This window comes from Spirillospora sp. CA-128828 (genome assembly GCF_050945415.1).
Taxonomy (GTDB): Bacteria; Actinomycetota; Actinomycetes; order Streptosporangiales; family Streptosporangiaceae; genus Spirillospora.
The window spans coordinates 8,900,752-8,918,044 of record NZ_CP191986.1; the positions used below are offsets into that span (position 1 = coordinate 8,900,752).

Annotated in this window: 19 protein-coding genes; 3 read left to right on the top strand and 16 right to left on the bottom strand. The window is 71.9% G+C overall.

All coding sequences use genetic code 11. The annotated features are described in order from the left end of the window. Position 1: 1 nt before the first annotated feature. The 6 genes from ACQPXG_RS42740 to ACQPXG_RS42765 all read right to left on the bottom strand — a co-directional run bounded on the left by ACQPXG_RS42740 (position 2) and on the right by ACQPXG_RS42765 (position 4,509). Positions 2-547, bottom strand: coding sequence for a NuoB/complex I 20 kDa subunit family protein (locus tag ACQPXG_RS42740; protein ID WP_433464844.1), 546 nt, complete (start codon positions 545-547; stop codon positions 2-4). 1 nt (position 548) lies between these two features. Then, positions 549-908 (bottom strand): NADH-quinone oxidoreductase subunit A, encoded by a 360-nt coding sequence (locus ACQPXG_RS42745; RefSeq protein WP_433464845.1) that lies wholly within the window; start codon positions 906-908, stop codon positions 549-551. 160 nt (positions 909-1,068) lie between these two features. Then, entirely contained in the window at positions 1,069-2,325 is a 1,257-nt protein-coding gene (locus ACQPXG_RS42750; RefSeq protein WP_433464846.1) for a geranylgeranyl reductase family protein, read from the bottom strand. Between the two features lie 136 nt (positions 2,326-2,461). Next, entirely contained in the window at positions 2,462-3,163 is a 702-nt protein-coding gene (locus tag ACQPXG_RS42755; RefSeq protein WP_433464847.1) for a demethylmenaquinone methyltransferase, read from the bottom strand. A 50-nt stretch (positions 3,164-3,213) separates the two neighbouring features. Next, positions 3,214-3,471 (bottom strand): DUF4229 domain-containing protein, encoded by a 258-nt coding sequence (locus ACQPXG_RS42760; RefSeq protein ID WP_433464848.1) that lies wholly within the window; start codon positions 3,469-3,471, stop codon positions 3,214-3,216. A gap of 57 nt (positions 3,472-3,528) precedes the next feature. Continuing rightward, positions 3,529-4,509 carry a threonine ammonia-lyase gene (locus ACQPXG_RS42765; RefSeq protein ID WP_433464849.1) on the bottom strand — a complete coding sequence of 327 codons (981 nt, stop codon included), beginning with the start codon at positions 4,507-4,509 and terminating at the stop codon, positions 3,529-3,531. Between the two features lie 236 nt (positions 4,510-4,745). Between ACQPXG_RS42765 and ACQPXG_RS42770 the strand changes: the two genes are divergently transcribed. Then, complete coding sequence (locus ACQPXG_RS42770) at positions 4,746-4,949, top strand: BldC family transcriptional regulator (protein WP_021593176.1); 204 nt, start codon at positions 4,746-4,748, stop codon at positions 4,947-4,949. Positions 4,950-5,047: 98 nt separating this feature from the next. On the opposite strand, the gene ACQPXG_RS42775 is transcribed toward ACQPXG_RS42770, so the two are convergent. The 9 genes from ACQPXG_RS42775 to ACQPXG_RS42815 all read right to left on the bottom strand — a co-directional run bounded on the left by ACQPXG_RS42775 (position 5,048) and on the right by ACQPXG_RS42815 (position 14,096). Then, positions 5,048-5,320, bottom strand: a complete 273-nt coding sequence (locus tag ACQPXG_RS42775; RefSeq protein WP_433464850.1) for a hypothetical protein — start codon at positions 5,318-5,320, stop codon at positions 5,048-5,050. A 50-nt stretch (positions 5,321-5,370) separates the two neighbouring features. Next, positions 5,371-6,348 carry a hypothetical protein gene (locus tag ACQPXG_RS42780; RefSeq protein ID WP_433464851.1) on the bottom strand — a complete coding sequence of 326 codons (978 nt, stop codon included), beginning with the start codon at positions 6,346-6,348 and terminating at the stop codon, positions 5,371-5,373. A 137-nt stretch (positions 6,349-6,485) separates the two neighbouring features. Then, complete coding sequence (ccsB, locus tag ACQPXG_RS42785) at positions 6,486-7,478, bottom strand: c-type cytochrome biogenesis protein CcsB (protein WP_433464852.1); 993 nt, start codon at positions 7,476-7,478, stop codon at positions 6,486-6,488. A 4-nt stretch (positions 7,479-7,482) separates the two neighbouring features. Then, positions 7,483-9,141, bottom strand: coding sequence for a cytochrome c biogenesis protein ResB (resB, locus tag ACQPXG_RS42790; protein ID WP_433464853.1), 1,659 nt, complete (start codon positions 9,139-9,141; stop codon positions 7,483-7,485). A 1-nt stretch (position 9,142) separates the two neighbouring features. Next, positions 9,143-9,886 carry a cytochrome c biogenesis CcdA family protein gene (locus tag ACQPXG_RS42795; protein ID WP_433464854.1) on the bottom strand — a complete coding sequence of 248 codons (744 nt, stop codon included), beginning with the start codon at positions 9,884-9,886 and terminating at the stop codon, positions 9,143-9,145. A 46-nt stretch (positions 9,887-9,932) separates the two neighbouring features. Continuing rightward, the gene (locus ACQPXG_RS42800) at positions 9,933-10,541 is read right to left on the bottom strand and encodes a TlpA family protein disulfide reductase (protein WP_433464855.1); all 609 of its coding nucleotides are present in this window, start codon (positions 10,539-10,541) and stop codon (positions 9,933-9,935) included. Between the two features lie 49 nt (positions 10,542-10,590). Further along, entirely contained in the window at positions 10,591-11,229 is a 639-nt protein-coding gene (locus tag ACQPXG_RS42805) for a histidine phosphatase family protein (RefSeq protein ID WP_433464856.1), read from the bottom strand. A gap of 73 nt (positions 11,230-11,302) precedes the next feature. Continuing rightward, positions 11,303-13,096 (bottom strand): serine/threonine-protein kinase, encoded by a 1,794-nt coding sequence (locus ACQPXG_RS42810; RefSeq protein WP_433464857.1) that lies wholly within the window; start codon positions 13,094-13,096, stop codon positions 11,303-11,305. A gap of 73 nt (positions 13,097-13,169) precedes the next feature. Further along, on the bottom strand, positions 13,170-14,096 hold the full coding sequence (locus ACQPXG_RS42815) for a LysR substrate-binding domain-containing protein (RefSeq protein ID WP_433464858.1): 927 nt from the start codon (positions 14,094-14,096) through the stop codon (positions 13,170-13,172). Positions 14,097-14,168: 72 nt separating this feature from the next. On the opposite strand from ACQPXG_RS42815, the gene ACQPXG_RS42820 reads away from it, so the two are divergent. Then, positions 14,169-15,089, top strand: coding sequence for an EamA family transporter (locus ACQPXG_RS42820; RefSeq protein ID WP_433464859.1), 921 nt, complete (start codon positions 14,169-14,171; stop codon positions 15,087-15,089). 6 nt (positions 15,090-15,095) lie between these two features. Next, positions 15,096-15,989, top strand: coding sequence for a dihydrodipicolinate synthase family protein (locus ACQPXG_RS42825; protein WP_433464860.1), 894 nt, complete (start codon positions 15,096-15,098; stop codon positions 15,987-15,989). On the opposite strand, the gene hemL is transcribed toward ACQPXG_RS42825, so the two are convergent. After that, positions 15,986-17,281: a glutamate-1-semialdehyde 2,1-aminomutase gene (gene hemL, locus ACQPXG_RS42830; RefSeq protein WP_433464861.1), complete on the bottom strand. Its 1,296-nt coding sequence runs from the start codon at positions 17,279-17,281 to the stop codon at positions 15,986-15,988. The two genes, ACQPXG_RS42825 and hemL, sit on opposite strands and share 4 nt — an antisense overlap. Positions 17,282-17,293 lie beyond the last annotated feature (12 nt).

The window sequence follows — 17,293 nt, forward strand, 5'->3', positions numbered from 1 at the left end:
GTCACGCTCCCTGTCCGAGCAGCGGCAGCTGGCGGCGCTTGGCCTCTTCCAGTTCGGCGATCTGCTTCGCGCGCTGCGGCCCGAGCTTGGTGTTGTTGATCTTGTCGTGCAGCTTCAGGATCGCGTCCAGCAGCATCTCCGGGCGCGGCGGGCAGCCGGGCAGGTAGATGTCCACCGGGACGATGTGGTCCACGCCCTGCACGACCGCGTAGTTGTTGAACATGCCGCCGGACGAGGCGCACACGCCCATCGCGATGACCCACTTCGGCTCGGTCATCTGGTCGTAGATCTGCCGCAGCACCGGCGCCATCTTCTGGCTCACCCGGCCCGCCACGATCATCAGGTCGGCCTGCCGCGGCGTCGCCGAGGCACGCTCCATGCCCCACCGGGAGAAGTCGTGCCGCGGGTCGCCGGTCGCCATCATCTCGATCGCGCAGCACGCCAGGCCGAACGTCGCCGGCCACACCGAACTGCTGCGCGCCCACCCCGCGACCTGCTCGACCGTGGTCAGCAGGAAGCCGCTGGGAAGTTTCTCCTCTAGGCCCATGTCAGTCCCACTCCAGACCGCCGCGCCGCCAGATGTAGGCGTACGCCACGAGCACGGTGACGATGAAAAGAACCATCTCGACAAGGCCGAACAGCCCCATCCGGTCGAAAGCGACCGCCCAGGGATAAAGGAAGATGATCTCAATGTCGAAGACGATGAACAGCATCGCCGTCAGGTAGTACTTGACCGGAAAACGCCCGCCGCCGACCGGCTGCGGCGTCGGCTCGATGCCGCACTCGTAGGCGTCCAGCCGGGCACGGTTCCACCGTTTGGGCCCCGTGAGCGCGGCCATCGCCACCGAGCCGGCGGCGAAGGCGAAGGCGAGCACCCCCAGCACGATGATCGGAATATAGAGATCCATGTCTCTACAGCCTCTCCTCGGGACGTACGACGTTGTACGGGACGGGCCGTCCGCGACCCGCCACCCTAACCAAGGTGATCAATAGAGCTCCCCTCAGGGGGTCGGGTACTGCACTTTAGTCCGCTCACCAGCGGAAGCTTGAAATTCAGAGGGTGGTGTCTCATGCCGTCGGCGCCACCTTCTGCATCGCGTTGATGACCCGGTCCATCGCGTCCCCGCCCTTCGGGTCGGTCAGGTTCGCGAGCAGCTTCAGCGTGAACCGCATCAGCGTCGGGTGCGGCAGGCCGTGCGCGGTAAGGAACTTCATGACCCGCGGGTCGCCGATCGCCTGGACGAACACGCGGGCGAGGGTGAAGTAGCCGCCGTGCTCGTCCTTCAGGATGCGCGGGTACTCGTACAGCGTCCGCTCGCGCTGCGCCGGGGTGCGGCGGGCCAGCGCCTGCACCATGATGTCGGCGGCCAGCCGGCCGGACTCCAGCGCGTAGTCGATGCCCTCCCCGTTGAACGGGTTGATCATGCCGCCGGCGTCGCCGACGAGCAGCATCCCGCGGGTGTAGTGCGGCTGCCGGTTGAAGCCCATCGGCAGCGCCGCGCCGCGGATCCTGGAGGTCGCGTGCTCCTCGTCGAACTGCCAGTCCTCCGGCATCTGCGCGCACCAGCGCTTCAGCATGCCCCGGTAGTCGACGTTCTGGAACGCCTTGCTGGTGTTGAGCAGGCCGAGCCCGACGTTGGACGTCCCGTCGCCGACGCCGAACACCCAGCCGTAGCCGGGCAGCAGGCGCTGACCGTCCCACAGCTCCAGCCACGCCTCCATGAAGTCGTCGTCGTGGCGCGGGGTCTGGAAGTAGCGGCGGACCGCGACGCCCATCGGCCGGTCCTCACGCCGCCGCAGCCCCATGGCGAGCGACAGCCTGGTGGAGTTGCCGTCGGCCGCGACGACCAGCGGGGCGCGGAACTCGATCTCGCCGCCCTCGTAGTCGGCGGTCACGCCGATGATGCGGTCGGTGCGCTCGTCCACGATCGGGCCGGTCACCGTGCATCCCTGGAGCAGCTGCGCGCCGGCCTTGGCGGCGTGCTCGGCGAGCAGCTGGTCGAGGTCGGTGCGCTTGCGGACGAGCCCGAAGTCGGGGAACGAGGCGAGCTCCGGCCAGGGCAGCTCGACCTTCACGCCGCCGCCGTAGATGCGCAGCCCCTTGTTGCGCCCCCAGCCCGGGTCGTTGATGTCGACGCCCATGCCGATGAGGGCGCGGACGGCCCGGGGGGTGAGACCGTCGCCGCAGATCTTGTCGCGCGGGAAGGTGGCCTTCTCCAGCAGGAAGACGTCCAGGCCGGCCTGCGCGAGCCAGTAGGCGGTCGACGATCCGGCGGGGCCTGCCCCGACGACGATGACGTCCGCGTGTCGGGTGGAGTCGGTCACGGTGGTCCTCTTCGCTCGTTCGCTTGTGAAGTACTTCACAAGGATCCGGTGGGGAGTCTATTCCTTTATCACGACTGGTGGGTACTTCTGGGGTGGTCCAAGTTTGGACCGGTCCGAACCCACCGGCCGCGGAATGTCAGCCGGGGTTGACTGCGCGGTGCATCGCGGCCACCCCGAACGTGAGATCGCGCCAGCGCACATCGCCCCAGCCCGCTTCCTGGATCAGCCGCGCCAGCGCCGCCTGGTCGGGCCAGGCCAGCGTCGACTCGGCCAGGTACCGGTAGGAGCCGGGATTGGAGCTGACCCGCGCCAGCAGCGGCAGCCCGTACCGGAGATGCGCCTTGTGGCCGAGCGCCAGTAGCGCGTTCGGGGGGTGGCTCACCTCGCAGACCAGCAGCCGCCCGCCGGGCCTCGCGACCCTGCGCAGCTCACGCAGGGCACGGCCGGTGTCGGCGACGTTGCGGAGCCCGAACGAGATCGTGACGGCGTCGAACGAGCCGTCCGCGAAGGGGAGGCGCAGCGCGTCCCCCGCCACGAACCTCAGCCCTCGGACGCCCGTCTGCCGCCGCACCCCGACGCGCAGCATGCCGAGCGAGAAGTCGCACGCCACCGTGTCGGCGCCGGCCTCGGCGAACGGGACCGACGAGGTTCCGGTCCCGGCCGCGAGATCGAGGATCCGCTCACCCGGCCTGGCCTCCAGCGCCCGGACGACCTCCCGCCGCCACCGCCGGTCCTGACCACCGGTCATCAGCGTGTTCAGCAGGTCGTACCGCTCGGCGGTGCCGTCGAACATCGCCGCGACGTCGGCGGGCTGCTTGTCGAGTGAAGCGCGGGTCATGACCCCACCCTAGAAGCAAGCGGGGAGCCCCGGACGCGCGGGCTCGCGGGTCAGTCCGTGCGGGGACGCACCCCGTCTTCTTTGCTGACCGACTTCTCGAACCTCTCCCGCTGGGCGCGGACGCCCCGGACGACCACGGCGGACATCCGGTCACGCTGCCCGGACAGCAGAACGTAGCTGACGATCCCGCTGATCAGCAGGGCGAGCAGCAGAAGCAGGAACCCGCGGGCCCCGAAGAGCGCGAGCACGCCCGCGGTCGCCGCGAAGATCGTGAGGCGCGCGGCGGTGTAGAGAATGACGGAACGCATGACCCCCCGAGCCTAACCCCGCACGTCAACGATCTCTCCGCGGGGTCGCCTCCCGGGCTAACGCAGCACGTCCAGGAAGAGGGCCGGGTCCACGTTGCCGCCGGAGAGGATCGAGACGTAGGTGCGGCCCTCGGGGAGTTCCGCGCGGTGGTGGAGGTAGGCGGCGGTGGCGACGGCGCCGGCCGGTTCGGCGATGAGCCGGGCCTCCCGGGCGAGGCGGCGCATGGTCCGGCGGATCTCGTCCTCGGTGACGGTGACGATGCCGTCCACGTGTGCGCGCATGTGCGCGAACGGCAGGTCGCCGACCTGCTGGACGCGCAGGGCGTCGGCGATGGTGCGGCCGGTCTCCTCCGCTCCCCAGGAGACGGGGCGTCCGGCGGCCATCGAGTCGCGGGCGTCCGCGGCGAGCTCCGGCTCGACGCCGATCACCTTCGCCTCCGGGCGCAGCGCCTTGACCGCGGCGGAGACACCGGCGATGAGGCCGCCGCCGCTGACCGGGACGAGCACGACGTCCACGTCCGGGCGGTCCTGGACGATCTCCATTCCGGTGGTGCCCTGGCCCGCGATGATCCGCGCGTCGTCGTAGGGCGGGATCATCGTGAAGCCGTGCGCGGCGGCGAGCTTGCCCGCGGTCTCGGCCCGGGCCCGCGAGGTCGGCTCGACGTAGACGACCTCGGCGCCGAGCGCGATGCACGCGTCGACCTTCACGCCCGGGGTGGTGTGCGGCATGACCAGGACGGCCTTGGTGCCGAGGGCGCGGGCCGCGTAGGCGACGGCCTGCGCGTGGTTGCCGCTGGAGTGCGTCACCACGCCGCGCGCACGCTCCTCCGGGTCGAGGGACGAGATGGCGGAGTACGCGCCGCGCAGTTTGAAGGCGCCGATCGGCTGCAGCGACTCGGCCTTCACCAGCAGCGCCGGCCCGCCGGCTCCGGCGGGGGCGGGGTCGCGCGGGAACGGGACGAGCGGCGTCCGGACGGCGACGCCCGCGATGCGCTCGGCGGCCCGCTCGATCTCCGGCAGCGAAACAAGATCGGACATGGTCGGAGACTACTTCGAGCGGCGGTCCGCAGGGGCCTTCCAGGCGTGACATGGCAGGTCAAACGGGGTCAGCGTGATCACAGTGACCGATGCCGCGATCACCGTCCGTCATCGCTCCAGCTCGGCGAATTACCGTCGGTGATCTTTTGCGAAAACAAGGGAGAAATCGGTCTTGACCCGCCACACTGTTAAACAGTCCACCCGCGCCGAGAGCGGGACAAAGGGGGAGAGAAAACGTGGAGAGCACGAGCGAGCGCCTGCTGACCCCAGGGGAGGTCGCCGCCCTCTTCCGGGTCGACCCGAAGACGGTCACCCGGTGGGCCGCCGCGGGCCGGATCAGCAGCATCCGCACTCCGGGAGGCCACCGGCGCTTCCGCGAGTCCGAGGTGCACGCGCTGCTGCGCGGCGAGGAGCCCGTCGCCGAGCATTCGGCCCGCTAGCAGGCCCCTGAGCCGCCCGGACCGCCGCGCCGAAGGCAGTCCTCGCCCGGGCGGCCGGGGCGTCTCCTCCCACGCCCCGCGGTCTCGCTCCTTCCCGCTCACTCCTCTTGGGCGTTACCCGCCTCCCATTCCTCGAACAGGCGCGCGAGCTCCGCGTCCTCGTCCCGCCAGCGGCGCCGCGCGGCCTCCATTTCCTCCGCGGTGACCGACCCGGGGAGAAGCCGCTCGTAGTCCGGGTCGTCCGGCCCGATCTCGACGTACGCGTCGGCGATGATCCGTTCGCCGCGCGCCTCGGGCCCGGACTCGCCGGCGTCGGAGAGAACGCTGTGCGGAACGAGGAGCGTGCCGTCGGGGAGCCGGATCACGTGCATCGTCGTCCACCTTCGCCGTCTGTCGCCGCGCGTCCTGCCATCACGGTGTCCTAGATCCCGTACCTGCGGTTGAAGAAGAGCATGACCTCAAGGGCCTGCCGGATGTCGCCGGCGAGCATATCCACCAGCGCCGGACGCTGCCGGGACGAGATCGCGGCGAACGCGTCGGCGAAGAACTCGCGGCGGCCGAGCGCGTCCGGCTGCTTGTGGAACTCGCTCGCGAGGTGCGGACGGCACTCCTCGTACAGCTTCCGGAAGGCGGGGCTGTCGGACGTCCACTCGCCGTCGTCGCCGTCGATGTCGTCGAGCGCGTGGCCGACCTCGTGCAGCATCACGTCCGGGGTCGGGGACGGCCGGTCCCCCACGACGATCTTGCGGTCGCCGTAGGCGCCGGCGCAGATGTCCCAGGTGGCGCGGCCCGAGGGCAGCGGACGGTCGCGCAGGTGGCCCATGTCGTCCAGCTGCGGGACGCCGCCGGGCCCGACGTAGATGCCGTCGAGCCCGCTCGCGAGCTTCTCCTTCAGCGGCTCGGGCAGCGACGCCAGGCTGTCCACCGCGCCGATCACCTCGGGTGTCGGCGGGCCCTCCCGGACGTCCCACTGCCGGTAGAGGACGCTCTCCAGGACGCCGCAGTTCCGGCGGCCGTCGGCGGCGTGCGGCATGCCCGGCGGGTACGGCTCCACGCGCAGCCGGTCGTCGTCGAGCTCGAAGTCGCGCCACGAGTAGTCGCCCGCCCGCGGCTTAGCGCGCCGCCCGAACCGGCCGGTGAGCCCGCGCGGGCCGCCCGCGGTGTCGACCGGGGCGTCGCCCTGGCGGTCCGGGCGGAGCGCGTAGTCGTCGTCGCGACCCGCCTTGCGGAACCGGCCGAACCGGTCGCGCGGCTGGTTGCTGCGCGGCCGCACCTGCCCCGAGTCGGGCGGGGACGGGGCGTACGACACCTCGTCCCCGACCGCGCGGACCCGGCCGCCGCGGAACGCCTCCCGGGATCTCGGCTCCCGGGGTTTGCGGTGCACGCCTTTGAAGCGCATCGGGCTCCTCTGTCAGCGGGACCCGCGGGGGTATCGAGCGGCGCTCGCCGCTGGACCGGGTCCCGGAGGCAGGGTAAGCCGGAACCCGACATGCCGTCATCCCCGGGAGTCACGGGCCGCCGGCGGTCCGGCCTCCGTCAGGCGTAGGAGTGCAGGCCGGAGAACATGTAGTTCACGCCGAAGAAGTTGAAGAGCAGCGCGGCGAAGGCGAGCAGCGACAGGATCGCGGCCTTGCGGCCCTTCCAGCCGGCGGTGGCGCGGGCGTGCAGGTACGCGGCGTAGACGATCCAGGTGACGAAGGACCAGATCTCCTTCGGGTCCCAGCCCCAGTAGCGGCCCCACGCCTGGTCGGCCCAGATGGCGCCCATGATGATCGCGGCCGTCCAGATCGGGAACGCGAACATCGTGACCCGCATCGACAGGCGGTCGAGGCTCTCCACCGACGGGATGCGGGACAGCACGCCGTCCGCCGCGACCTTTCCGCGCGACTCGGCCCGCTCCTTCACCAGGTACAGGATCGTGGCGGCGCCCGCGACGGTGAACGAGCCGGTCGCGGTGATCGCGGCGGTGACGTGGATGGCGATCCAGTAGGAGTTCAGCGCCGGGCTGACCGGGCCCACCGAGTCGTACAGCCAGATGTTGGCGACCCCCAGCGCGATGACCGCGGCGGCCATGACGAACGCGCCGAGGAACCGCGCCTTGTAGCGGAGCATCACGACGATGAACGCGGTGACGGCGGCGAAGGAGATGGCGGTGAGGAACTCGTACATGTTCCCCCACGGCCACCGGTTCGCGGCCAGCCCGCGGGTCACCAGGACGCCGAGGTGCGCGCCCCAGCCGAGCACGTTCAGCAGGACGGCGAGCCGGATCCAGTCGACCCGGGCCCGCTCGTCCGACACGTCCTGCGCGGTGGCGGGGACGTCGTCCTTCGCGGCGGCGCCGTCCGCGGTCCCGGCCCCGGCGGCGCCCACCAGCACCTTCGCGTCCGCCTTCGCGGCGACGGTCTCCGCCGCCCCGCGGCTGCGGCCGAAGCCCAGGTCGGCGGCGTAGGCGACCAGCGCGACGATGTACATCACCACGGTGGTCAGCATGAGCTTGTCGCTCAGGTTCGCGAGGTCGGCGTTGCTCACCTCGTCACTCCTTAGGTTCGTCGGCCGACCCGGAATCCCGATCGGTCGGGGGCTCGGTCTCACCGGGCTCGGATCCGGGCCCGTCCTCCGGTCCGCGCAGCGCGGCCACGATGTCGTCGAACTCCGAGGTCGGGTTCCCCAGTGTGAGGCCGCCGACCTCCACCACCGTACGCCCGCCCTCTCCGGCGCTCGCACGGACCCACACCCTGCGCCGCCGGACCATGAACGAGGTCGCCACGCCCAGCACCGCGAGGACCGCCGCGATCAGCGCGGGGATGCGTCCCGGGTCGTGGTTGACCGACATGGTCATGTACTCCTTGAGCCCGTCGAACCTGACCGAGCCGGCGCCGCCGGGCAGCTGGAACGTCTCCCCCGGCTCCAGCAGCTTCTGCCCGCCCTTGATCGGCTGCAGGGTCTTGCCGATGCCCTCCAGCTTGTAGACCGACTGGGGGGCTCCGGAGTCCAGGCCGATGTCGCCCTTGAACGAGGAGATCGTGACGACCGGGCGGATCGGCGCGGGGAACGCCGAGACGATCTGCTTGCCGTCCTCGCTGGCGACGGCGGTCGGCCACAGGATCGCGTAGAAGGCGAGCTGGTCGGGCTCCGCGTCCGGAACCTTGATGACGCCCTCGGACGTCATGTTCCGCGGCTCCATCTCCAGAAAGGGCACCGAGTCCTGGAACGCGATGTTGCCCTTGGCGTCCCGCACGGTGAACACCGGCGCGTAGCCGTGGCCGAGCAGGTACACCTTCGCGCCGCCGACCTTCAGCGGATGGTTGATCCGCAGGTCGTAGGGCTTCTCCTTGCCGCCCGGGGTGGCCCGGTAGCGGATGTGGCCGTCGAACGAGGTCGCCTGGCCGCGCTTGTCGCCCTTGGTCTCGTACGCCGCCTTGAAGTCGTCCAGCGTGACCGTGAACGGGGCGAGCTCGCCGCCCTTGAAGGCACGTCCCGGCGTGAACTGGTCGTACTGGCTGAGCGAGTTGGCGAACGTCTTGTCTTCGGTCAGAAGCACATCGCCCCGGTAGCCGAACAGGTTGCCCAGGCCGAGGGCGAACAGCAGTGCCAGCAACGCCAGGTGGAAGAGCAGGTTGCCCGTCTCGCCCAGGTAGCCCTTCTCGGCGGACGCGGCGCCGTCGGCGACGTCCACCCGGAACCGGCGTCCGCGCAGGAGCTTGCGGGCCTCGGCGAGGACGTCGTCCGCGGCCGTGTCCGTCTCGTACGTCGCGGACTGCGGCAGCCGGCCGAGGTTGCGGGGCGCCGCCGGCGGCCGGGCCCGCATCGACCGGTAGTGCTTGACCGCGCGCGGGACGACGCAGCCGGCCAGCGAGACGAACAGCAGGATGTAGATCGCCGCGAACCAGGGCGCGGCGAACACGTCGAACATCGAGAGCTTGTCCAGCCACGGCCCGAGCGTCTTGTGCTCGTCCAGATAGGCCGCGACCTTCTCGGGGGCCTGTCCGCGCTGCGGCAGGATCGACCCCGGCACCGCGCCGAGCGCCACCAGGAACAGCAGGACCAGCGCGGTCCGCATCGTGGTGAGCTGCCGCCAGCCCCAGCGCAGCCAGCCGAGCGGGCCGATGCCCCTGGGGCGCGGCACCTCCTCGGGCGCCTGCCGCGCGGCGGGCGCCTCGGTGCCGGATTCCTTGACGTGGTCGGTAGTCATCTCAAATCACCGGTTCGAAGCCGCTGATCCACGACCTCAGCTCGATGGTCAGGTCACCCCACAGGCCGCTCACGAGCAGCACCCCGATGAGGACGAGCATCCCCCCGCCGATCCGCATGACCAGGGGGTAGTGGCGCTTCACGGCGCCGAACGCGCCGAGCGCCCGCCGGTAGGCGATCGCGGTGGCCACGAACGGCAGTCCGAGACCCGCACAGTACGCCAGTGAGAGCAGTGCGCCCCGCCCGGCGCTCGCCTCGGTGATGGCGAGCCCCTGCACGGCCCCGAGCGTCGGGCCGATGCACGGCGTCCAGCCAAGCCCGAACAAGACCCCGAGGAGCGGCGCCCCGGCGAGCCCGGCCGCCGGGAGGCGCCCCGACTTCAGCGTCCGCTGCAAGCCCGGGACGAACCCCATGAACGCGAGACCGAACACGATCGTGACGACGCCGAGGACGCGGGTGATCGTGTCCTGGTACTCCAGCAGCCACCGGCCGAGGCCGCCGAAGACGACCCCGTAGCTGACGAACACGGCGCTGAAGCCCGCGACGAACAGCAGCACGCCGGCGAGGAGCCGTCCGCGCCGCTGCTCGGCGAGGTCGACGCCGGTCATGCCCGTCACGTACGACAGGTAGCCGGGAACCAGCGGCAGGACGCACGGCGAGGCGAACGAGACGAGCCCGGCGAGGGCCGCCAGCGGCGCCGCCGCCACGAGCGACCCGCTCACGACCGTCTCGCCGACCGTGCTCATGGCGTCGCTCCGCTCGGCGGCGGGCAGGCGTTCCTCCGCGACGTGCTCACTTTTCCGCGCGGACCTTGGCGACCAGGGGGTTCAGCTTGGAGTACGTCGTCGCGCCGATGACGCGGGCGGCGACGCGGCCCTGCCGGTCGAGGACGAGCGTGCTCGGGATCGCACTCGGCGGGACCTCCCGGAACGCCAGCGTCACCTGGCCGTCCGCGTCGAACAGGCTCGGGTAGCCGACCTTGAGCTTGCGCTCGAACGCCTGCGCGTTGGCCTTGGAGTCCTTGAAGTTGACGCCGAGGAACTCGACCCCCTGCGCCTTGTTCTCGTCGTAGACGTGCTCAAGGGACGGAGCCTCGCCGCGGCAGGGCGCGCACCACGACGCCCAGAAGTTGACGACGACGACCTTGCCCTTGAAGTCGGCGAGCTTGAACGCCTTGCCGTCGAGCCGCTCCCCGGTCACGTTCTGGACGGTCTTGCGGTCGGCCGGCCCGTACTGCGTCACGTTCCCGTCGCCGGAGATGAAGCGGTTGTCGCCGCCGTCGGGGCCGCTCCCGGAGGCGTTCGTCCCGGCACAGCCGGCCAGCAGCCCGCCGAGCGCGACGGCCGCGGTGACGGCGGCGGTGGCGCGAGCTCGGGGCAGGGCGATTCGGCGGGGGTTCACGTGCCCCTCCTCCTACTACTACGGGACGTAGTACAACTTAGCGGTGCGGTCAGGCGCCCGCGACACTGGGTCCCTTCGCGATCCCGGCGGCGGGCTCGCAGTAGGCGACCTCGACCAGCCGATGACCCTCGAACGTCAGGCTCGTGAGGCTGGCCAGCGAGCACTCCCGGTGGCTCGGGTGGTGCCAGAGCCGGCGGTGCTCGGCGTGCCTCCGCAGGATCCAGATCGGCAGCTGGTGGCTGACGCACACGGCCTCGTGTCCGCGCGCCGCCTCGCGCGCCCTGATCACGGCCGCGCGCATCCGGGCGGCGAGTTCCCTGTAGGGCTCGCCCCACGACGGCCGGAACGGATTGACCAGATGCCGCCAGTGCTCTGGACGGCGCAGCGAGCCGGCCCCGGCCCCGAACGTCAGCCCCTCGAAGTGGTTGCCCGCCTCGATCAGCCGGTCGTCCACCGTCACGGGCAGGTCCAGCGCGTCCGCGAGCGGCGCGGCCGTCTCCAGCGCCCGCTGCATCGGCGACGAGAACAGTGCGGTGACGTCCCGCTCGGCGAACCACTTGGCGGCGGCCTTCGCCATGAGGACGCCGTCCTCGCTGAGGCGATAGCCGGGAAGCCGCCCGTAAAGGATGCCTTCGGGATTGTGCACCTCACCGTGCCGCAGCAGGTGAACGGTAGTCGTGTCAGTCATCGCGGTCAGATTACCCGCGCGGCCCGGTCGTCCCGTCCACCGGGCGTGCCCTCCGGTCGCTGCCCCGGGGCGGTCATATGCGGGTGGACGCGACGTATGCCGCGATGCGCTCGGCGGCCCGGTCGAGGTCGGCCTTGGCGGGCTTGGCGTTCCCCAGTCCCTGGACGAACCAGTAGGTCAGCGCGGCGTTGCAGATGTCGGCGTGGGACAGGGGAGCCGTGCAGGTGAGGGGCCACGCCAGCCCACGCGACGTCAGGACGACCACCTGCGCCTGGACCGCGGGCGACGGCGGCAGGTCGTCGGTCGCCGGCCCGCGCGTGAGGACCGCCTGGATTCCGGGCACCCCGGTCGGCAGCGCCTGCCGGGACGACACCGTGGACGTGCACTCGTTGCCCTCCGCGCGTTCCTTCTGCGCCTGGGGCGAGTCCGGGAAGTACTCGCAGAGCTGGGTTCTGATCCCGCCGACCGACCCCTGCCAGAACTGCACGACCCGCGCCGTCCGGAAATCGCCGATCGTGGTGCCGCCCCCGTTCGCCCCCATCGAGGACTCGCACCGGACGTTCGAGGGACCGATCACCAGTCCCTCGCCCGTCCGGTACACGGTCGTGTCCTTCGGCAGTCTCACCTGCGCCGGGAGCGTCACCTTCGCGGGCCCGGCCGGTGTCGTCAGGACCTCGCCGGCCGGGCCGGTGGCGGGGCACGTCCGCACGTCCGCCACGGTCCTGACCGCGACGCTCGGCCTCGGCGCGGGGTCCTTCTTGGTGACCTCCTGGACGGCGACGGCGCCGGCCCCGACGACCACGACCGTCCCGACCGCGGCGGCCGTCATGCCCGCACCGCTGCCGAGGAACGCCTTCACGGCGGAGGCCCCGGCGAGCTTCCCCGCCCCGGCCGCGTGCCCGGCGACGTGCCCGGCCGCCTGCCCGGCCGCGGACGCCGTGCCGGTCACGCCCGCCGCCGTCCCCGCGACGGAGGCGGTGCCCGCCACGCCGGGCATCATCCAGGCGGCGAGCGGGAACAGCGCGGCCAGGGCGACGGCGGAAGCGGACAGGGCCCTGACGCCCCGCGACTCCCACTCCTGGCCGTAGGCTTCGCCGGCGACGCGCTCAAGATCCTCCACGAACGCCGCGGCGCCGTCCGGACGGTCCTCCACCGCCTTGGCCATGCCGCGCAGGACGAGCGGACGCAGCGGCTCGGGCACCGCCTCGACCGGCACCGCGCCGGTCAGATGGGCCCGCATCAGCTCCACCCGGCCCCCGGTGTACGGCCGCCGTCCACTGACGCACTCCACGAACACGCACGTGGCCGCGTACACGTCGGACGCGGGCGTCGGGACGTGCCGGCTCCATTGCTCCGGCGCCATGTAGTAGGGGGTGCCGGCGCCGCCCGCCTCCTGCCCGGCCGGGGTGGCGATGCCGAAGTCGACGAGGCGGCTGCGCCCGTCCGCCGGGACGACGACGTTCGCGGGCTTGTAGTCGCGGTGGACGACGCCGACCCCGTGCGCGGCCGCGAGGCCCAGCAGGGAGCCCTTGAGGACGGTCAGCGCCGCCTCGGGGGCGAGCGCCCCGTGCCGTTCCAGCAGTTCCTTGAGGGAGACCCCGTCGACGGCCTCCATGATGATCGCGGCGGTGTCCGGCCCCTCGACGAGCTGGAAGAGCCGCGCCACGTGCGGGCTGTCCGCCTGGCCGAGCATCCGGGCCTCGTGCCGCAGCCGCTCCCGGTCGTCCTCGTCCGCCCGCGCGGCCAGGTACTTGATCGCGACGGGCGTCCCGGACGCCTCGTGCCGGGCGAGCACCACCCGTCCCTGGGCGCCCGCGCCGAGCTCCCGCACCTCCGCGAATCCGTCGACCCGCCACGCGTCGTCCACGTACCCTCCGCCACATTCCGATCACGAAAACCGACCGATATGACGGTCGTTTCCGGCGGGCGGTTCGGACGGGTCAGCCGGGCACGCCCGCAAGCGCCTGAGCACCCGCCGGGACGGCGGAGCGCAGCGCGGTGACCACGGCGCGGATCGCGGGGCGGCGGGCCGCCTCCTCCCGCCACACCGCGTAGACGCGGCGCGACAGCGGGGCCGACAGCGGGACGATCGCGACGCCGGGCGGGACGTCGCAGCGGCCGAGGCGGGGCAGGATCACGTTGCCGAGCCCGGCGGCCACCAGGGACAGCTGCGTGGCGAACTCGTAGGCCATGTGGTCGATCCTGGGTTCGCTGTCGATGGCGCGGAGCGTCCGCATGAGCCAGTCGCAGCAGATGCTGTCGGGTGAGGAGCTGATCCACGGGTCGCCGGCCAGCTCCTTGAGGTCGATCGTGTCGCGTCCGGCCAGATCGTGCCCCGACGGCAGCGCCACGTCCGCGACGTCGTCGCAGATGACGCCCTTGTGCAGGCCTTCGGGGAGCGGGAGCGGCTCGTTGTTCCAGTCCTGGACGACGGCCATGTCGTAGTCGCCGCGCAGCACGAGCGGCATGCTGCGCATCGGGTCCTCCTCGCGGAGCAGGACGCGCAGGTCGGGATGGTCGGTGCGGAGCGCGCGCAGCCCGGCGGGCATCAGCCCGCGGATCGCGGTGGGGAACGCCGCGACGGTGAGCCGGCCGACGACGGAGCCGCGGTGCGCCTCCAGGTCGGCCTGCGCCTGCTCGACGAGCGACAGGATCCGCTCCGCGTGCGCGACGAGCAGTTCGGCGGCGTCGGTGAGGCGGACGCCGCGGCCGTTGCGTTCGAGGAGCTTCTGGCCGGTCTCCCGCTCCAGCTTGGCGAGTTGCTGGGAGACGGCCGAGGTGGTGACGTGGAGCACGTCCGCGGCGGCGCTGACCGAGCCGTAGGTCGCGACGGAGTGCAGGGCGCGCAGCCGTTCCAGATCAAGCATGAAGCAATACTAAAACGAGGTGTCAAGAAGTTCTCGCTTGTCCTAAAGCGAGAGTTTCCTCACGATCGAGACATGAGATCGCGCCACGTCCTGCTGGCCACCCTGATCGCCGCGCTGTGGGGTTTCAACTTCGTCCCGATCAAGGTGGCCCTGGACGACCTCCCGCCGCTGCTGATGGCCGCCCTGCGGTTCACGGCCGCGGCAGTGCCCGCGGTCTTCTTCGTCCGCCGGCCGCCGGTCGCCGCCCGCTGGCTCCTGCTGGTCGGCCTGCCGCTCGGCGTGGGGCAGTTCGGCCTGCTGTTCCTCGGCATGAGCATGGGCATGCCCGCCGGCCTGGCGTCGGTCGTGCTGCAGATCCAGGCGATCTTCACGGCGCTGTTCGCCGGCCTGCTGCTGCGTGAGCGCCCGGGTGCCCGGCAGATCGCCGGCATGGTCGTCGCGTTCGGCGGCGTCACGCTGCTCGGCGTCGCCCAGGCCGAGGGCGGCAGCCCGGTCGGCGCGTTCCTGATCTGCCTGCTCGCGGCGGCGAGCTGGGGGCTCGCCAACGTCGCCATGCGGCGGATGAACCAGTCCGCCGGAGAGCCGGTCGACGCCTTCGGGTTCATGGTCTGGATGTCCCTGGTGCCGCCGCTCCCGCTCCTCGCCCTGTCGCTGATCTTCGAGGGGCCGGGGGCCGCGCCGGACGCGGTGCGCGACCTGTCCCTCGCCGGCCTCGGCTCGATGGCGTTCATCGCCTACGTCTCCACGCTGTTCTGCTTCGGCGCCTGGGGCTGGCTGATGCGCCGGTACGAGGCGAGCACGGTCGCCATGTACTCGCTGCTCGTCCCGCCGTTCGGGCTCCTCTCGGCGGCCCTCCTGCTGGACGAGCACGTGGACGCGACGCGGCTCGCCGGCGCCGCCCTGATCATCTCGGGCGTCGCCGCCGGCAGCATCCGCCTGCGCTCCCGCATCGACATCGCCCCGGTCGCCGGGGAACCCGTCCGAACGAGGTGAGACCTCATGCACGGAATCCACGCGTCGCTCGTCACGCCGTTCACCCGCTCGGGTGACGTGGACGCCAAGTCGCTCGAACGCCTCGCCGTCCACTGCCTGGAGAACGGCGCGGCGGGTCTGGTCGCGCTGGGCACGACGGGTGAGGCGGCCCTGCTGAGCCCCGCCGAGCAGCGGACGGTGCTGGAGGTGTGCCGCGCCGTCTCCATCGAGCACGGGACACCGCTGACCGTCGGCGCGGGGACGATGGGCACCGAGGACTCGATCCGGCAGGCCCGAGAGCGCGCGCCGCTGGCGGACGCGCTGCTCGTCGTCGTCCCGTACTACCTGCGGCCGTCGGACGAGGGGATCGTCGACCACTTCACCGCGATCGGCGCCGCCGTGGACGTCCCGCTCGTCCCGTACAACGTCCCGTACCGGACGGGGAAGCAGCTGTCCGCCTCCACCCTCGTGGAGATCCTCGCCCTCGACTGCGTCGTCGCCATGAAGCACTGCGCGGGCGCGATCGACCAGGACACCCTCGCCATGCTGGCGTCCAACCCGGGCAAGTCGATCCTGTCGGGGGACGACGCGTACATCTACCCCATGCTCCAGCTCGGCGCGTCCGGGGGCGTCGCGGCGTGCGCGTGCCTCGCACCGGCCGCCTACGCCGCGATGGCGCGAGCGACACGCGACGGGTACGCGGCGCGCGCACTGGCGTTCCACAACGCACTGCTGCCGATGGCCGAGGCGCTGTTCGGTGAACCGTCCCCGGCGGTCCTCAAGGCATGCCTGGCGGAGGAAGGGCTGATCGACGAGCCCGCGGTGCGCGCTCCCCTGCACGCTCCGCGTCCCGAATCGGTCTCTGCCGCGATGAAGGCGTTCCGTTCCTGCCCGCCTAGGACGGCCCTGGAACGCCTCTAGGACGCGGCCTGGGCCGCGGCTCGGGCGGCGTGCGGGAGGGCGTCCAGGACGCGGCCCAGAGCCTCCTCGTCATGCGCGGACGACAGGAACCACACCTCGTACGCGGACGGCGGAAGGTAGACGCCGTGTTCCAGGGCGGCGTGGAAGAAGGCGGCGTACGCCTTGGAGTCCTGGCGCTGCGCGGCGGCGAAATCGCCCACCGGCCCTTCACTGAAGAAGACCGAGAACAGGTTGCCGGCGTTCTGCACCGAATGCGGGACGCCCTCCCGCTCCAGCGCTTCGGACGCGGCCTTCGACACGATCTCCGCCGACCGGTCGATCGCGGCGTACACCTCGTCCGTGGCGTGCCGCAGCGTCGCGAGCCCGGCGGCGGTGGCGAGCGGGTTCCCCGACAGGGTGCCTGCCTGGTAGACGGGCCCGGCGGGGGCGAGGTGGTCCATGATGTCGGCGCGCCCGCCGAACGCGGCGGCGGGCAGCCCGCCGCCCATCACCTTCCCGAACGTCATCAGGTCGCCCGGCACGCCCTCGATCCCGTACCACCCGGACCTGGACGCCCGGAAGCCGGTGAGCACCTCGTCGACGACCAGCAGCGCGCCGTACCGCTCGCAGAGCCGCTTCAGCAGCGCGTTGAACCCGGCCAGCGGCGGGACGACGCCCATGTTGCACGGCACCGCCTCGGTGATGACGCAGGCGATGTCGTTGCCGTGCTCGTCGAACGCCGTCTCCACCGCCGCGACGTCGTTGTAGGGGAGGATCAGCGTGTCCGCGGTGGTCGCGCCGGTCACGCCCGGGGTGTCGGGGAGCCCGAACGTGGCGACACCGGAGCCGGCCGCGGCGAGCAGCGAGTCGACGTGCCCGTGGTAGCAGCCCGCGAACTTCACGATCTTGGTGCGGCCGGTGAACCCGCGCGCCAGCCGGATCGCCGACATCGTCGCCTCGGTGCCCGAGTTGACCAGCCGGACCATCGCCGCCGGCGTCCGGGCGACGATCTCCTCGGCGAGCTCGACCTCGCCCCGCGTCGGCGCGCCGTAGGAGGTGCCGTGGCCCGCCGCGTTCCGCACCGCCTCCACGACGGCCGGATGGGCGTGGCCGAGGATCAGCGGCCCCCACGAGCACACCAGGTCGACGTAGGTGTTCCCGTCGGCGTCCGTCAGGTACGGGCCGCGCGCCGACTCCATGAAGCGGGGCGTCCCGCCGACGGCGCCGAACGCCCGCACCGGCGAGTTGACGCCGCCGGGGACCACCGCGGCGGAACGGTCGAACAGCTGCTGGGAGTGATCGATACCAGTCACTTTTCCAGTCTC

Excerpts from the sequence above, each read along its gene's own strand:
- ACQPXG_RS42740 (WP_433464844.1), bottom strand. The coding sequence starts at position 547 with ATGGGCCTAGAGGAGAAACTTCCCAGCGGCTTCCTGCTGACCACGGTC.
- ACQPXG_RS42745 (WP_433464845.1), bottom strand. The coding sequence starts at position 908 with ATGGATCTCTATATTCCGATCATCGTGCTGGGGGTGCTCGCCTTCGCC.
- ACQPXG_RS42755 (WP_433464847.1), bottom strand. The coding sequence starts at position 3,163 with ATGACCCGCGCTTCACTCGACAAGCAGCCCGCCGACGTCGCGGCGATG.
- ACQPXG_RS42760 (WP_433464848.1), bottom strand. The coding sequence starts at position 3,471 with ATGCGTTCCGTCATTCTCTACACCGCCGCGCGCCTCACGATCTTCGCG.
- ACQPXG_RS42765 (WP_433464849.1), bottom strand. The coding sequence starts at position 4,509 with ATGTCCGATCTTGTTTCGCTGCCGGAGATCGAGCGGGCCGCCGAGCGC.
- ACQPXG_RS42775 (WP_433464850.1), bottom strand. The coding sequence starts at position 5,320 with ATGCACGTGATCCGGCTCCCCGACGGCACGCTCCTCGTTCCGCACAGC.
- ACQPXG_RS42780 (WP_433464851.1), bottom strand. The coding sequence starts at position 6,348 with ATGCGCTTCAAAGGCGTGCACCGCAAACCCCGGGAGCCGAGATCCCGG.
- resB (WP_433464853.1), bottom strand. The coding sequence starts at position 9,141 with ATGACTACCGACCACGTCAAGGAATCCGGCACCGAGGCGCCCGCCGCG.
- ACQPXG_RS42795 (WP_433464854.1), bottom strand. The coding sequence starts at position 9,886 with ATGAGCACGGTCGGCGAGACGGTCGTGAGCGGGTCGCTCGTGGCGGCG.
- ACQPXG_RS42805 (WP_433464856.1), bottom strand. The coding sequence starts at position 11,229 with ATGACTGACACGACTACCGTTCACCTGCTGCGGCACGGTGAGGTGCAC.
- ACQPXG_RS42815 (WP_433464858.1), bottom strand. The coding sequence starts at position 14,096 with ATGCTTGATCTGGAACGGCTGCGCGCCCTGCACTCCGTCGCGACCTAC.
- ACQPXG_RS42820 (WP_433464859.1), top strand. The coding sequence starts at position 14,169 with ATGAGATCGCGCCACGTCCTGCTGGCCACCCTGATCGCCGCGCTGTGG.
- ACQPXG_RS42825 (WP_433464860.1), top strand. The coding sequence starts at position 15,096 with ATGCACGGAATCCACGCGTCGCTCGTCACGCCGTTCACCCGCTCGGGT.